We start from the raw sequence: 14,132 nt of genomic DNA, 5'->3' as shown, positions 1-14,132 counted from the left end.
CTGCATGGCGCCCCTCCTTGCCCGTCCCGCTTTCGTAGGCGAGATTTCCGGGCCGGGCAAGATGAGGCAAAAGCGACGTGCAGGGTCAAAAACGGCCTATTGCCCGCTCTTCCGGCTGCCGCCATAAAGATGTTCGAAAGAGGATCATCCCATGACGTCTCGCGCCTTCACCGTCATCGAAAACCAATGGATCACGCTTGCCGATGGCACGCGGCTTGCCGCCCGCATCTGGATGCCCGAGGGCGCGAACGGCGATCCCGTCCCCGCCGTCTTCGAGTTCCTGCCCTATCGCAAGCGCGACGGAACGAGCCCGCGCGATGAATCGACCTATCCCGTCTTCGCCGCGGCCGGCATTGCCGGCGTGCGCGTCGACATCCGCGGCTCGGGCGAATCCGACGGCGTGATCGACGGCGAGTACACGCCGCTGGAGCTCGCCAATGCCTGCGAACTCATCGCCTGGATCGCCGCGCAACCGTGGTCGAACGGCGCGGTCGGCATGATGGGCATCTCCTGGGGCGGCTTCAACTGCCTGCAGGTCGCCGCCCTTGGGCCGCCGGCGCTGAAGGCGGTCATCTCCATCGCCTCCACCGTCGACCGCTACAACGACGACATCCATTACAAGAACGGCACGCACCTTTCCGCCCAGCTCTCCTGGGCTGCGACCATGCTCGCCTACCAGTCGCGCGCGCCGGATCCGGAAATCGTCGGCGATCGCTGGAAGGCCATGTGGCTGGAACGGCTGGAGAACGAGCCCTTCTTCCTGGAGGAATGGCTGCAGCACCAGCGCCGCGACGCCTTCTGGAAGCACGGCTCGATCTCGGAGGATTTCGCCGGCTTCCCTGTGCCCGCCCTCGTCATCGCCGGTTGGGCGGACGGGTATCGCAGCACGCCGCTGAAGGCGGTCGAAGGGCTCGGCGACAGGGCGAAGGCCCTCGTCGGCCCGTGGATCCACAAATACCCGCATTTCGCCTGGCCGAAGCCGCGCATGGACTTCCATGCCGAGGCCATCGCCTGGTGGAACCACTGGCTGCGCGGCGAGGAAAACGGCGCGGACAAGGCCCCGCAGGTGCGCGCCTATATCCAGGATGCCGCCCGTCCCGCCCTGCGGCGCGAGGCCGATCCCGGCTTCTGGATCGCCAAGGACCGCTGGGAGGAGCCTGATATGGCGACCTTCTACGTCGAACAGTACGGTGCGCTCGCGCCCGGCATGCCCATTGCCGGCGCATCGGGGCACGACCGTTTCCTGAAGTCGCCGCTCGATACCGGCATCATGGCCGGCGAGTGGTTCACGCTGAAGCCGGATGCCGAAATGGCACTCGACCAGCGCCCGGACGATGCCGGCTCGCTCGTCGTGGAGACGGCGCCGCTCGCCGAGGCCGAGGACTTCCTCGGCCAGCCGGTGCTGGAGCTCGACGTCGCGACGGAGGCGGACATCGCCAATCTCTGCGCCCGCCTCGTCGACATCCACCCGGACGGCACGGCGACGCGCGTGACCTTCGGCGTCGTCAACCTCGCGCACCGCGACGGCAATGCCGCGCCGCAGGCCATGCCGCGCGGCAGGAAGGTGCGCATCCGCCTCGTGCTCGACGCGATGGGCTATCGCTTCCGCGCGGGGCATCGCATCCGCCTGTCGCTTTCGACATCCTACTGGCCGATGGTGCTGCCGCCGCCGGTCGATGCCGGCGTGACCGTCGACCTCGCCTCGCTCGGCCTTGCCCTGCCGAAACTCGGCGCGCACCGCGTCGTTTCCATCCCCGAGCCGGAGAACCCCGATCCTCTGCCGAAATATACGCAACTCGCCCCCGCGGAGACGGCGCGCGGCGTGGAGCGGGACCTGACGAACGGTCTCACCGAATACACGATCTACGAGGATACCGGTCTCTACGAGCATCCCGCCACGGGGCTCGCGACCCGGCAGGTGCGCGACGAACTGTGGTCGATCGCCGAAAACGATCCTCTGTCCATGACCGGCACCGCGGCCTGGACCTGCGACATGCAGCGTCCCGGCTGGTTCGTGCGCACGGTCTCGACGGCCACCATCGCCTGCACGGCGACGGACTGGCTGATTTCCGCCACTGTCCGCGCCTTCGAGGGTGAGGCGCAGGTTTTCGAGAAGACGTTCGAGAAGGCGGTCCCGCGCGACTTCATGTGACGGGTCAATGGAAGTCGCGGGATTTGACGCGGATCGCCTGCGTCGCGTCCGCCTCTTCCTGCCCGGCCATGCCGCCGCGCCGGCCGATGGTGGAAAAGTCCGCCGACAGGTCGACGATCCGCTGCGCGACGATGTGCACCACGTCGCCCTCCCTCTGGATGTAACCCTTGATGCCGATCATCGGCGCGCTCATCACGATGGGCCGGTGGGCGAGGAAGACCTTCCGCCAGACGACGAGATTGGCAATGCCCGTCTCGTCTTCGATCGTCACGAAGATGACGCCCTTGGCCGATCCCGGCTGCTGGCGCACGAGCACGATCCCCGCCGTCTCGACCTTGCTGCGGTCCCTGAGGCCCGTCGCCTCGGCGCAGGTGAGGATGCGGCGGCGCGCGAGGCTTTCCCGCAGGAAGCTCACCGGATGGGCCCTCAGCGTCAGGCCGACATGGCCATAATCCTCCACCACCTCGCTGCCGGTCGCCATGGGGCGCAGCGCCACCGCCGGCTCGCAAAGCTCCGCAACGGCCGCCGCCTCCCGCTCGGCGGCCGCAGAGAAGAGCGGCAGCGGCTCGTCCCTCAGCCCCCGGATCGCCCAGAGCGCCTCGCGGCGCGAAAGGCCGAGCGAGGGCCGGAAAGCATCCGCCTCGGCAAGCCGGACCAGCGCATCGGCCGGAAGGCCCGAGCGGCGCCAGAAGTCATCGACGGAGACGAAGGGCTCGTCCTGCCGGTCTGCGATGAACCTGGCGGCCGCCTTGTTGTCCAGCCCCTTCACCATCCGCAGTCCCAGCCGGACGGCAAAGCGCCGCGGCTCCTCCGTCGGCTCCAGCGTGCAATCCCACCGGCTTTCATTGACGCAGACCGGGCGCACCTCCACCCCGTGCTCGCGCGCATCGCGCACGATCTGCGCGGGCGCGTAGAACCCCATAGGCTGGGAATTGAGCAGCGCCGCGCAGAAGACATCCGGGTGGTGGCATTTCACCCAGGCGGAGGCATAGGCGACGATGGCAAAGCTGTAGGCATGGCTTTCCGGGAAACCATAGGAGCCGAAGCCTTCGAGCTGCCGGCACATCCGGACGGCGAATTCGCGCGGATATTTGTTTTTCACCATGCCTGCGATCAGCTCATCGCGGAACTTGTCCACGCCGCCCGTCTGCTTGAAGGTCGCCATGGCGCGGCGGAGCTGGTCGGCCCGGCCGGGCGTGAAGCCGGCACCGACGATGGCGACCTGCATGGCCTGTTCCTGGAACAGCGGAACGCCGAGGGTCTTTTCGAGAACCGCCTTCAGTTTCGGGTCATCGGGATAATCCGGCTGCTCCACGCCCTGCCGCCGGCGCAGATAGGGATGCACCATGTCCCCCTGGATCGGGCCGGGCCGGACGATCGCCACCTGGATGACGATGTCGTAGAATTTCTTCGGCTTGAGGCGCGGCAGCATGGACATCTGCGCCCGGCTCTCGATCTGGAACGTGCCGATCGTGTCGGCTTTCGAGATCATGGCGAAGGTCGCTTCGTCGGTAATCGGGATGGAATCGAGCGTGTGGCTTATTGCCTTGTGCTTCTCCAGGAAATTGAAAGCGCGGCGCATGCAGGTGAGCATGCCGAGCGCCAGCACGTCGACCTTCATGAAATTAAGGCACTCGATATCGTCCTTGTCCCACTCGATCACCTGCCGGTGGTCCATCGCCGCGGGCTCGATGGGCACCAGATCATCCAGCCGGTCGCGCGTCAGCACGAAACCGCCCGGATGCTGAGAGAGGTGGCGGGGCGCGTCGATCAACTGGCGGGCCAGCGTGAAGAGCAACCGGATACGCCGGTCGTCCACATTAAGCCCGGCCGATCCGGCATGCTGTTGCGGCACGTCGTTGGACCAGCCCCAGACCTGCGAGGAGAGCGCCTTCAGCACGTCTTCCGGCATGCCGAGCGCGCGGCCGACATCCCGCATCGCCGCCCGCGAGCGGTAGCGGATGACGGTGGCGCAGAGGGCGGAGCGATCCTTGCCGTAGGTTTCGTAGATCCACTGGATCACCTCCTCGCGCCGCTCATGCTCGAAGTCGACGTCGATGTCGGGCGGCTCGCCGCGCTGTTCGGAAACGAAGCGCTCGAAAAGCAGGCCGTTGTTACGCGCGTCGATGGCGGTGATGCCGAGGACGTAGCACACCGCGCTGTTAGCCGCCGATCCCCTGCCCTGGCAGAGGATGCCGATCGAGCGCGCGTGGCGGACGATGGAGTTCACCGTCAGGAAATAGGGCGCATAGAGCATCTTCGCGATGAGTCGGAGCTCGTCGTTCAGCTTCTTGCGCACGATCTCCGGAATCCCCTGCGGATATTTGGCCGCCGCGCCCTCCCAGGTGTATTTCTCGAGCGCCTCCTGCGGCGTGAGATGCGCATATTCCTTCTCGTCGGGATATTGGTATTTCAGCTCGTCCAGCGAGAAGCTGCAACGCGAGGCGATCTCGAGCGTCCGCGCCACGGCCTCCGGATAGCGGGCGAAGAGGCGATGCATCTCGACGGGCGGCTTCAGGTAGCGGTCGGCGTGGCGCTCGCGGAGGAACCCGGCCTCGTCGATGGTGACATTGTGGCGGATACAGGTGACGATGTCCTGCAGCATGCGCCGGCCGGGCTCGTGATAGAGCACGTCGTTGGTGACGACGGTGGGCACGCGATAGCGCGCGGCGAGGTTGGACAGGTCGAAGAGGCGGACCTGGTCGTTCGGACGGCGGCGGAGCGTCAGGGCGAGATAGCACCGGCCGCGGAAGGTCTCGCCGAGGCGGCGCAGGTGGAAGGCCGCGGTGTCGTCCGCGTCCTCGGGCACCAGGACGGCGATCAGGCCTTCGTTCCAGTCCACCACGTCCTGCCAGTCGAGATGGCACTTGCCCTTGCCCGCCCTCTTCTTGCCAAGGGTGAGCAGGCGGCAGAGGCGGGCATAGGCCTCGCGGTCGGTCGGGTAGACGAGGATCGACATGCCGTCGGCAAGGTCCAGCCGGCAGCCGACGACGAGGCGCACGCCGGTTTCCTTCGCCGCGCGATGGGCCTGCACGACGCCGGCGAGGCTGTTGCGGTCGACGACGGCAAGGGCCTCGATGCCGAGGGCGCTTGCCTGGGCGAACAGCTCTGCCGCGCTGCTCGCCCCCCGCAGGAACGAGAAATGGGACGTGACCTGGAGCTCGGCGTAACGCGGTTTCATGCGAAGACCCCGTGCAGGAACCAGCGCCCGGCGCCGCTTGCGGCCTGCGCTTCGTCACCCGAGCGGAAGAGCCAGAAACGCTCGCCCGCCTCGTCCTCCACCTGGAAATAGTCGCGCACGGCGGCAAGTTCGGCATCGCGCTTCCACCATTCGCCGAAGATGCGTTCCGGGCCGTCGGCGCGCTTCACCCGCCGGCGCACGCCGCGCCAGGTGAAGAAGGCGGGCGGATGGTCGGGCAGGAGCGCCATGACCTCGATGGGCTCCGGGCGTGCAAGAAGGCGCGCGGGGCGTGGCCAGCGGCCCGGCCAGGTGGCGCCGTCATCGGGGGAAAGCGGGGCGACGCGCTGGACGGACCGCTCCGGCACATCGCTTTCGACCGGCGTGATGCGGTAGAGCCGGCGCGCGCCGATGCGGTTGGCGATCACGTCGACGAGACCGGCAAGGTCCGCCGTCTCCTCCTCGATCAGCGAGGAGGCCGCCTGTTGCAGGACGAGCGGTTCGGCGAGCGTCGCCGTCAGTTCCATGATCTCGATGCCGAAGCCGGGATCGACCGTTTCGATCCGGTCGCAGAGAAGCCGGGCGAGGCGCTTGCCATCCCGTGCGGCGCGCGCCGTTCCGACGCGGATCGCCTGCAGGGAATTGTCGACGCGGTGGAAGACGAGGTCGAGCCGCCGGGCGCCGAGGCCGCGCTTTTCCAGCGCGAGGCAGAGGTCGTCGACCAGCGCCGTCGTGTAGCGCGCGATCGTCTCCGGCGCGCCGATCGGTTCGCCGAAAACCTTGCGGACCGTCGTGAGCTCCGGGTCGCGCAGGGGATCGACGGGTTCCGGCACCGCGCCCTGCAACTGGTCGAGCCGGCGGCCGAGGAGCGCCCCGAAGCGCAGGACGAGCGGCGCGCGCGGCACGGCCAGCACGTCGCCGATCTTGGCAAAGCCGAGGACATGCAGGCCCGTCACGGTTTCCGCCGGGATGCGCAGGCCGGAAAGCGGCAGCGGCGAGACGGCCGCCTGCGCCGCGCCGGGAGGAATGACGCGCACGGGACCGGCAAGGAAGCGCGCGGCGGCATAGGCTGCGCCCCAGGTGTCGGCCACGGCGGCACGGGCGGAAATGCCGGACGCGGCGAGACGGTTGACGAGGCCCGCCAGCATGCGTTCCTCGCCGCCGTGCAGGTGGTCGGCGCCGGTCGTGTCGACGACGAGCCCGTCCGGCGGGTCCGACGCGACGATGGGCGCGTAGTGCTGCAGGGTCCACAGGGCAAGGCGCCGGAGCGCCGCCGCGTCGGCAGCGGGATCGGCGGGCATGGCCATGACGTCGGGCAGGAGCGCATGGGCCTTGGTGAGCGGCATGCCGGCGCGAAGCCCGGCTTCCTCCGCGGACCGGCTCAAAGCCGTCACGATGCGGCGCGCGCCGTCCCGCCCGACGAGGACGAGCCGCGTGTCAGCCGGCGGCGCCGCGGCGCCAAGCGCCCGCCTCAGGCGATCGATCGGCCAGCCGGGGAGAAAAAGCGATACGACCCTCGACATCGGATGCCTCCACTTCGAACTCTGCCGCCTCGCCGGCCCGGCAGCGGGTCAGCTCGAGCAGCCATCGTGCCCGGCCGACGCCGGGCACGGGAAGCGGCGCGGACGGCACTACGGAAACCTGCCAGCGCGTCACGGCGGCGGACGGCAGCATGAAGGCGCCCGCCTCGCGCCTGTGCCGGAAGCGCCGCAGGGCGATGCCGAGCGTGCCGCCGGCCTCCGCGGCCAGTTGCAGGCGGCGCGAGGCGGTCATCGACAGGCGCGCGACCTCCGCCACGACAGCGCCGAGCCCGCCATGGCGCAGCCCCTCCTCGAAACAGAGGAGCAGGCTCTTCTCGTCGTCCGCCTCCACATAGATGACGCGGCCGGGGGCAAGCCCCGCCTGCGCCAGCGCCGGGGCGAAAAGGTCCGGCCGCGTCAGGCACCAGAGCACCTGCCCCCGGGTGCGTGCGGCGATGCCGGCGGCAAAGAGCATGGCGGCGGCCCCCTCCACGGCATCGTTGCCGCCGCCGCAGACTTCGTGCAGGCTGGCAAGCGCCAGCCCGCCGCCCGGCAGCCTTTCGTCGATCTCCGGCACGCGGAAGGGCAGCACCGCCCGCGCGCGCGACGCGCAGCCGTCGAACTGCCGGATGCGGTCGCGCAGGTCGGCGACAACGGCATGGACAGGGGCGGACATCGGCTGGGCGGCTCCCGGCTGGTGGACATTCGTTCTTTATTTGTTCTCTATTTCCGGAAGAGTCAATCGCCCTGCCGCAGCCGAAAGATCACAGTTTGAATCATCGGCTGGAACCAACTGGCGCGCCGGAAGTTCTTCTTCCCGCCATTCCCATCAATTCAGGAGACATGTCCCATGGCTGACGAAAAGAGCACCGGCAAACGCACGCTCGGCGTCGTTGAAGGTCGCGACAGCATTTCGGAGGAAGCGAAGGCCGCGGCCGCGGAAGCGACCGTCAACGAGCAGATCGAAGCGCTGAAGACGGAAATCAGCCGGCTGAAGGAATCCGCGGGCCTGATCGCCGAAGGCACCGGCCAGCTTGCTGTGGCCAAGGCGGAGTCGCTACGCGAGGAGCTGCGCCAGACCATCCAGGCCAATCCGCTCGCCACCCTCGCCGGCGCCGCCTTCATCGGCTATCTTTGCGGCCTGCGCCACCGATAGGAAGGCCTTTCCTTCCCGTCATGAAAAAGCCCGGCATTGCCGGGCTTTTGTCGTTTCAGAACCAGCGCTGGCGCCGTTGCGGCTCGCCCTCTAGGGAGCCGAGAAGGTAGCCGATGACGATGCCCGCAAGCCCCGCCGCCAGCACGACGGTCGAAAGGGCTGCCGGGTGTTCACGCGCGGCCTGGGCGACGGCAGCGCCTTCGTTGCGCACGTATTTCGTGGCCGAGCGAACGGCGGGGCGGGCAGCCTCCACGGCATTGCCGGCGCGCTCGCGCATCGTCTCATAGGCCTCGGCACTCCGTTCGCCGAAATCCTTCTGAAGCTGGGCGATCTCGTCACGCAGGGCGGAAATCTGGGATTGGACGTCATTGCTTGCCATTGCGGTCTCCTTGTCAGCAATCCGGACCGAACGGATGGCGCGCGGCTTGGTTCCAAGCCGCAGGAAGAATTGCCGTCAGCCCGCCTGTCGGCGCCTGTCGCGGCGGATCTGCGAGGGCGTGTCGCCGAAGGCCGCGCGGAAGCGGCGGGTGAAATGCGACAGGCTCTCGAAGCCGGTTTCGAGCGCGATCTCAATCAGCGGCTTGTTGGTGCGCATCACCATGTTGAGCGCGGCGGCCATGCGGATCTTCATGTAGATCGCGCTCGGCGAGGCGCCCATGTCGCTCTCGAACAGGCGTTCGAGCTGGCGGCGGGAGACATTGGTCATGGTGGCGATGCTGTCGATGGAGAGCAGGTCTTCCGTGTGCTGCTCCATCATCATGATGGCGAGATGCACGCGGCGGTCGCGAGCCTCCAGGCCCAGCGGATTGCGCGGCTGGAGGTCGGTCGCGTCGCGCCGGTGGCGGATCTGCAGGATCTCCAGCGCATTGCGCTCGGCCGCCTCGCCGACATGGTGGCGAACCAGCGTCGCGGCAAGGTCGGCCACGCTGCTGCCCCCCGCACAGGTGGCGACCTTGCCGTCGAAGCGGAAGATCTGCTCCGATGTCGCCTCGATATCGGGGTAGCGGGCGCGGAAATCGCGGTGGTGCAGCCAACTCACGCAGGCCATATGCCCCTTGAGCAGGCCCGCTTCGGCAAGGATAAAGCTGCCCGTGCACAGGCCGATCAGCCCGACGCCGGCATTGGCCGCCTTGCGCAGGTAGGTCGTCGCATAGCTGTCGATCGGCTCCTCCACGCTGAGGAGGCCGCCCACGACGGCGATGTAGTCGAAACAGGAGGGGTCGGCGAAGGGCGCGGTCGGCGCCACCTGGATGCCGCTCGACGCGGAGATGAAATTGCGCGTGCTGCTGAGCACGTCCCAGTCGCAGTTGACGCGGCGGGAACGGTCCTCGCTGTCGCTGGCAAGACGCAGCGTGTCGACGAACAGGGCGAAGGCGGAAAGCGTGAAGCTTTTCGACAGGATAAAGCCGACACGCAAGGCCTTCGGCGCTGTCACAGCGTTCATCTCCTTCGACGCCCGAACCTCAATCGCCATCCAGCCCTCCCAAGCCGTTTTGCCGGACAATATCGTCGCAGACACGGTCCCTCGCAAGAGCCATAGCAGATTTCCCGAGCCGTCTCCATTGCCGGGCCGCGATTTGTGGGAGGATCAGGTCGCCCTGCAATGTCAGGCTGCTGACGACACCATCTTCTCAACCGCCATATTGTGTAGCGGCGGCCGCTGCCGCGGCGGCGATGTCCGCCCTGAAGCCGAGCTTGCGAAGGGCGATGCCATAGGCGGCGACATTGCCGAGCACGGCTTCGAAACGCGCGCGCTGGCCCGTGTGGTTGAGCCTCACCAGGCTCTCCGCGCCGGGACCGACGCCCGGCGACATGTCCGTATCGAGATGCGCGGCGGCGGCGAGAAAGGCGTCCGTGTCCACGCCATCGGGCAATCTTGCCGTCGTGACGAGATGAGAGGCGCGGCCGGGCGGCGCCCATGGCGCGGCGCCGAGGGCCGCGAGGCCGTCGCGCGTGGCCTTCGCCGCCCGGGCGTGGCGGGCGAGGACGGCGTCGAGGCCCTCCGCCTCGAAACGGTCGAGCGCCGCTTCCAGCGCGAAGAACTCCAGCGCGGCTGAAGTGCCGGGCAGCGCGCCGCGACCGGCATCGAGCCAGGCCTTGCGGTCGAGCAGCGAGAGCGTGGAATCGCGCGGCCCACCTTCTGCCGTTATCAGCCGCCACGCGGCGGGGCTGACCGAAAGGGCCGAGACGCCGGCCGGCCCGGCGAGGGACTTCTGCGGCCCGATCACCGCGACGTCGATGCCGAGCGCATCGACATCGAGCGCGTGGCCGCCGACCGAGGCGACCGCATCCACCACCGTCACGATGCCGCGGGCGCGGGCGGCGGCCACGATCTCCTCCAGCGGGTTGAGCACGCCGTTGGCCGATTCCGCGTGGCAGAAGATGACCGCCTTCGTGTCGGGATGGGCGTCGAAGGCCGCGCTCACCGCTTCCGCCGCGACGGGACGGGCGGGCTCGGCAGCCAGCGTCACCACCTCGGCGCCACCGCGCCGCAGCCAGCCGCCGAACCATGCACCGAAAGGGCTGGTCACGATGTTGATCGCCTTGAGGCCAGGCCGTGCGAGGCTCGCCGTCACGGCCTCCAGCGCGACCACGGCCTCCGTCTGGAAGAGCAGGATGTCGTTCCGGGTCCGCAGGATCCTGCCGAGCCGGTCGGCGAGGAGGCCGAAGCGCTCGGGCGGAAAGACGGGGGCGTCGTTCAGGGCATTCCAGCGGTCAGACGGCATTGCGGTCTTCCTGTTCGATGATGAGGCGCGGCACGGCGCGCACGAGCGCGCGGGCGGCCGCTGATTGCGGGTTGCCGATAACCCCGGCCGCCGGGCCGGCCTCGACGATCCGGCCGGCATCCATGATGGCGATGCGATGGGAGACGGCGGCGAGCACGGCCAGATCGTGCGAGACGAAGAGATAGGCGATGCCGCGCTCCGCCTGCAGGGCGACGAGGAGTTCGAGGATCTTCTCGCGCAGCGAGACGTCGAGGGCGGAGACCGCCTCGTCGAGCACGACCAGGGCCGGCCGCGAGGCGATCGCACGCGCGATGGCGATGCGCTGGCGCTGGCCGCCCGAGACGTCGCGGATCGAACGCGCGGCATAGGAGGCCGGCAGGCCGACGCGGTCGAGCAGCGCGGCCACCTCCCTGCCCCGCCCGGCCTTCGGCACGATGCCGTGGATGCGCAACGGATCCTCGATCACCGAGGCAACCGTGGCGCGCGGATTGAAGGCGCCGAGCACGTCCTGGAAGACCATCTGCATCTTCGCCCGCCGCCGGCGCAGTTCGCTGCCGGAAAGGGCAAGCCAGTCCCCGCCGTCGAAGCGGACCGTGCCGCCGTCGGCCGGGACGAGGCGGGTGAGGACGCGCGCGAGCGTGGACTTGCCGCTGCCGGAGGCGCCGGCAAGGCCGAGGGTCTCACCCGCGCAAAGCGTGAGCGAAACACCGTCGAGGGCCCCCACATCCCGGCCGCCGGAGGCGTAACGCTTGCCGAGGTTTCGCGCGTCGAGCAGCGTCATCGGCCTGCCTCGCGGATCAGCGGCGGCGTTGCAAGATCGCGGTGGCTGGCGATCAGCGCCGCCGTATAGGCAGCCGCGGGCGCGGCCAGAACGGCGCCGGTCGCGCCCGTCTCGACGAGCCGTCCGTCGCGGAAGATCGCCACGCGGTCGGCAAAGCCGGAGGCGAGCGCGATGTCGTGGGTGACGAAGACGAGCGTCATGCCGGCATTTCGGACGAGGTCTCCGAGCAGCGCGACGATCTCGGCCTGGACGACCATGTCGAGCGCGCTGGTCGGTTCGTCGGCGATCAGCAGGCCGGGCCTTGCCGCGAGCGCGGCGGCAATCGCCACGCGCTGGCGCTGGCCGCCGGAAAGCTGGTGCGGGAAGCCGCGCAGCACCTTTGCGGGCTCGGGGACGCGCACCCGTTCCAGCATGGCGAGCGCCCATGCCTGCCCCGCCTTGCGCGACAGGCCGAGATGACGGCGCGCACCCTCCGCGACCTGCTCGCCGATGGTCAGAACCGGGTTGAGGCTGGCGGACGGGTCCTGGAAGACGAAGCCGATGTCGCGGCCGGCGCGCGGAGGATGGCCGGCCGCCCAATGCAGGCTGCCGGCGACGGATGCTCCACCCGGAAGCAGGCCGGCAAGCGCACGGGCGAAGGTGCTCTTGCCCGATCCGCTCTCGCCGATGATCGCCAGCCGTTCGCCGGCATGGATGTCGAGATCGATGCCGGCCAGGGCGGGCGTCGCCTGGCCGCGATAGGTGACGGAGAGCTGTCGGACCGTGCAAAGCATCGTCATGCTGCCCCCTCCCGGTCGGAGAGCGCCTTGCCGAGGCCTTCGCTCAGGAGATAGACGGCGATGACCGTCACGACCAGCGCGATGCCGGGGAAGACCGACAGGAAGGGCGAGGAACGCAGGACGTTCCGTCCCTCGGCGATCATCGATCCCCAGGTGACGACGTTCGGATCGCCGAGGCCGAGGAAGGACAGCGCCGCCTCCGTCAGGATCGCGGCGGCGACGATGATGGCGGAGAGCGCCAGCACCGGCGGCAGGACATTCGGCAGGATTTCCCTGAGGGCGATCTCCGCCGGATGCATGCCGATGACGCGCGCCGAGGCGACATAATCCCGCTCGCGAAGGGACAGCACCTGCGCCCGCGTGAGCCGCGCCGGATCGGCCCAGGCGCCGAGTGCGATGGCAAGCACCACGACCGGCACAGAGGCGCCGACGACGCTGACGAAGGCGAGCGCCAGAAGGAAGCTCGGCACGATCTGGAAGGCATCGACCACGCGCATCAGCGCCTCGTCGACGATCCCGCCCGCAAAGCCCGCCGCAAGCCCCACGCAAAGGCCGATGGCAAGGGCGGCACACGCCGCCGCGAGCCCGACGAGGAGCGAGGTGCGCGCGCCGTGCACGATGCCCGCCAAGACGTCGCGCCCCAGCCGATCCGTGCCGAGCGGGAAGGCCGGATCGGTGAAGGGCGCCGTCAGGGCCCGGCCGGCGATCCTCAGCGGATCGCCCGGCGAAAGCGCGGGCGCGAACAGGGCGACGAGCGCAAGCACGGCGATGAGGACGAAGCCGATCATGCCCTCCGGCGTCGCCAGCAGGTTCCGCACCACCCTCATGCGCCGCGCTCCGAAGCCCCGACGCGCGGGTCGAGCGCGGCATAGACGATGTCGATGACGAGATTGACGAGGATGACAAGCACCGCGCTCGTGACGATGATGCCGGTCAGCAGCGCCGTGTCGCGCCCGCTCACCGCTTCCTGCGCCAGCCGTCCGAAGCCGGGGATGGCGAAGATGCTCTCGATGACGACGCTGCCGCCGAGCATGGCGGCCGATTGCAGGCCGAGCATGGTGACGAGCGGCAGGAGCGCGTTGCGCGCCACATGGCGCAGCACGATCCGCGCCCGCGACAGGCCTTTCGATTGCGCGAAGAGCACGAAATCCAGCCGCCAGACATCGGCCATCCCGGCCCGCATGACGCGCAGGAAGAGCGCCATGTAGACCAGTGCCAGCGTTGCGACCGGCAGCACCAGGTGGGCGGCGATGTCGGCGGCGCGGGACAGTCCCGCCCGCCCGGAAGCGATGGTCTCGATGCCGGATGTGGGCAGCCAGCGCAGTTGCACCGCGAAGACGATGCTGAGGACGAGGCCGAGCCAGAAGCCCGGGATGGCGTAAAGGACGAGCGAGAGCGTGGAAAGGACCCGGTCGCGGGCGCTTCCCGGCTTCGCCCCGGCAACGATGCCGAGCGCCGAGCCGATGGCGAAGGAAAGCGCCGTGGCGCTGCCCATCAGCAGGAACGTGTTGGGAAGGCGTTCGAGGATGAGGTCGCGCACCGGCCGGTCGAAGGCGACGGACCAGCCGAGATCGAGCCGGCCGAGCGAGGAGAGATAGACCCAGAGCCGCGCCGGCATCGACTGGTCGAGGCCGTAGGCCGCGCGCAGCGATTGCGCGATCACGGCATCGCCGCCGCCGATCGACAGGAGATAGGCGTCGACCGCGTCGCCCGCGGCCGCTTCCAGCAGCAGGAACGTCAGGACGACGACGATCAGCAGCACGGGAATGCTGCCGATCGCGCGGCGTCTCAGCAATCGAAGGGCTCGGTTCACGCTGCGCCTGACCTTGCGGAGTTCTTT

12 protein-coding genes are annotated in these 14,132 nt (G+C 69.0%); 2 read left to right on the top strand and 10 right to left on the bottom strand.

The features are described from left to right. Nucleotides 1-151 precede the first annotated feature (151 nt). The gene (locus L0976_RS13955) at nt 152-2,152 is read left to right on the top strand and encodes a CocE/NonD family hydrolase (protein ID WP_234187945.1); all 2,001 of its coding nucleotides are present in this window, start codon (nt 152-154) and stop codon (nt 2,150-2,152) included. A 4-nt stretch (nt 2,153-2,156) separates the two neighbouring features. On the opposite strand, the gene L0976_RS13950 is transcribed toward L0976_RS13955, so the two are convergent. From L0976_RS13950 to L0976_RS13940, 3 genes are read right to left on the bottom strand one after another with little or no spacing between them, the layout of a single operon-like run. Continuing rightward, the gene (locus L0976_RS13950) at nt 2,157-5,333 is read right to left on the bottom strand and encodes an error-prone DNA polymerase (RefSeq protein WP_234187944.1); all 3,177 of its coding nucleotides are present in this window, start codon (nt 5,331-5,333) and stop codon (nt 2,157-2,159) included. Next, nucleotides 5,330-6,853: a DNA polymerase Y family protein gene (locus tag L0976_RS13945; protein WP_234187943.1), complete on the bottom strand. Its 1,524-nt coding sequence runs from the start codon at nt 6,851-6,853 to the stop codon at nt 5,330-5,332. Before L0976_RS13945 ends, L0976_RS13950 begins: the two co-directional genes overlap by 4 nt. Continuing rightward, the gene (locus L0976_RS13940; protein WP_234187942.1) at nt 6,768-7,526 is read right to left on the bottom strand and encodes an ImuA family protein; all 759 of its coding nucleotides are present in this window, start codon (nt 7,524-7,526) and stop codon (nt 6,768-6,770) included. The genes L0976_RS13945 and L0976_RS13940 overlap by 86 nt, the downstream gene beginning before the upstream one ends. 174 nt (nt 7,527-7,700) lie before the next feature. On the opposite strand from L0976_RS13940, the gene L0976_RS13935 reads away from it, so the two are divergent. Beyond that, complete coding sequence (locus tag L0976_RS13935) at nt 7,701-8,006, top strand: hypothetical protein (protein ID WP_234187941.1); 306 nt, start codon at nt 7,701-7,703, stop codon at nt 8,004-8,006. 55 nt (nt 8,007-8,061) lie between these two features. On the opposite strand, the gene L0976_RS13930 is transcribed toward L0976_RS13935, so the two are convergent. The 7 genes from L0976_RS13930 to L0976_RS13900 all read right to left on the bottom strand — a co-directional run bounded on the left by L0976_RS13930 (nt 8,062) and on the right by L0976_RS13900 (nt 14,105). Next, a complete protein-coding gene (locus L0976_RS13930; RefSeq protein WP_203315587.1) occupies nt 8,062-8,385 on the bottom strand; it encodes a hypothetical protein in 324 nt (107 codons plus the stop codon). Between the two features lie 75 nt (nt 8,386-8,460). Then, a complete protein-coding gene (locus tag L0976_RS13925; RefSeq protein ID WP_234187940.1) occupies nt 8,461-9,480 on the bottom strand; it encodes a GlxA family transcriptional regulator in 1,020 nt (339 codons plus the stop codon). A 157-nt stretch (nt 9,481-9,637) separates the two neighbouring features. After that, on the bottom strand, nt 9,638-10,732 hold the full coding sequence (locus L0976_RS13920) for an alanine--glyoxylate aminotransferase family protein (RefSeq protein ID WP_234187939.1): 1,095 nt from the start codon (nt 10,730-10,732) through the stop codon (nt 9,638-9,640). Beyond that, nucleotides 10,722-11,513: a dipeptide/oligopeptide/nickel ABC transporter ATP-binding protein gene (locus L0976_RS13915; protein WP_234187938.1), complete on the bottom strand. Its 792-nt coding sequence runs from the start codon at nt 11,511-11,513 to the stop codon at nt 10,722-10,724. Before L0976_RS13915 ends, L0976_RS13920 begins: the two co-directional genes overlap by 11 nt. Beyond that, nucleotides 11,510-12,292 (bottom strand): ABC transporter ATP-binding protein, encoded by a 783-nt coding sequence (locus L0976_RS13910; protein ID WP_234187937.1) that lies wholly within the window; start codon nt 12,290-12,292, stop codon nt 11,510-11,512. Before L0976_RS13910 ends, L0976_RS13915 begins: the two co-directional genes overlap by 4 nt. Further along, a complete protein-coding gene (locus L0976_RS13905) occupies nt 12,289-13,119 on the bottom strand; it encodes an ABC transporter permease (protein ID WP_234187936.1) in 831 nt (276 codons plus the stop codon). The genes L0976_RS13910 and L0976_RS13905 overlap by 4 nt, the downstream gene beginning before the upstream one ends. Next, nucleotides 13,116-14,105 (bottom strand): ABC transporter permease, encoded by a 990-nt coding sequence (locus L0976_RS13900; protein ID WP_234187935.1) that lies wholly within the window; start codon nt 14,103-14,105, stop codon nt 13,116-13,118. Before L0976_RS13900 ends, L0976_RS13905 begins: the two co-directional genes overlap by 4 nt. Nucleotides 14,106-14,132 lie beyond the last annotated feature (27 nt).

The sequence above is a fragment of the Shinella sp. NM-101 genome (assembly GCF_021401195.1).
In the GTDB taxonomy this organism is placed as follows: domain Bacteria; phylum Pseudomonadota; class Alphaproteobacteria; order Rhizobiales; family Rhizobiaceae; genus Shinella.
The sequence above is the reverse complement of the archived record's forward strand: the minus strand, read 5'-3'. Positions and strand labels throughout refer to the sequence as shown.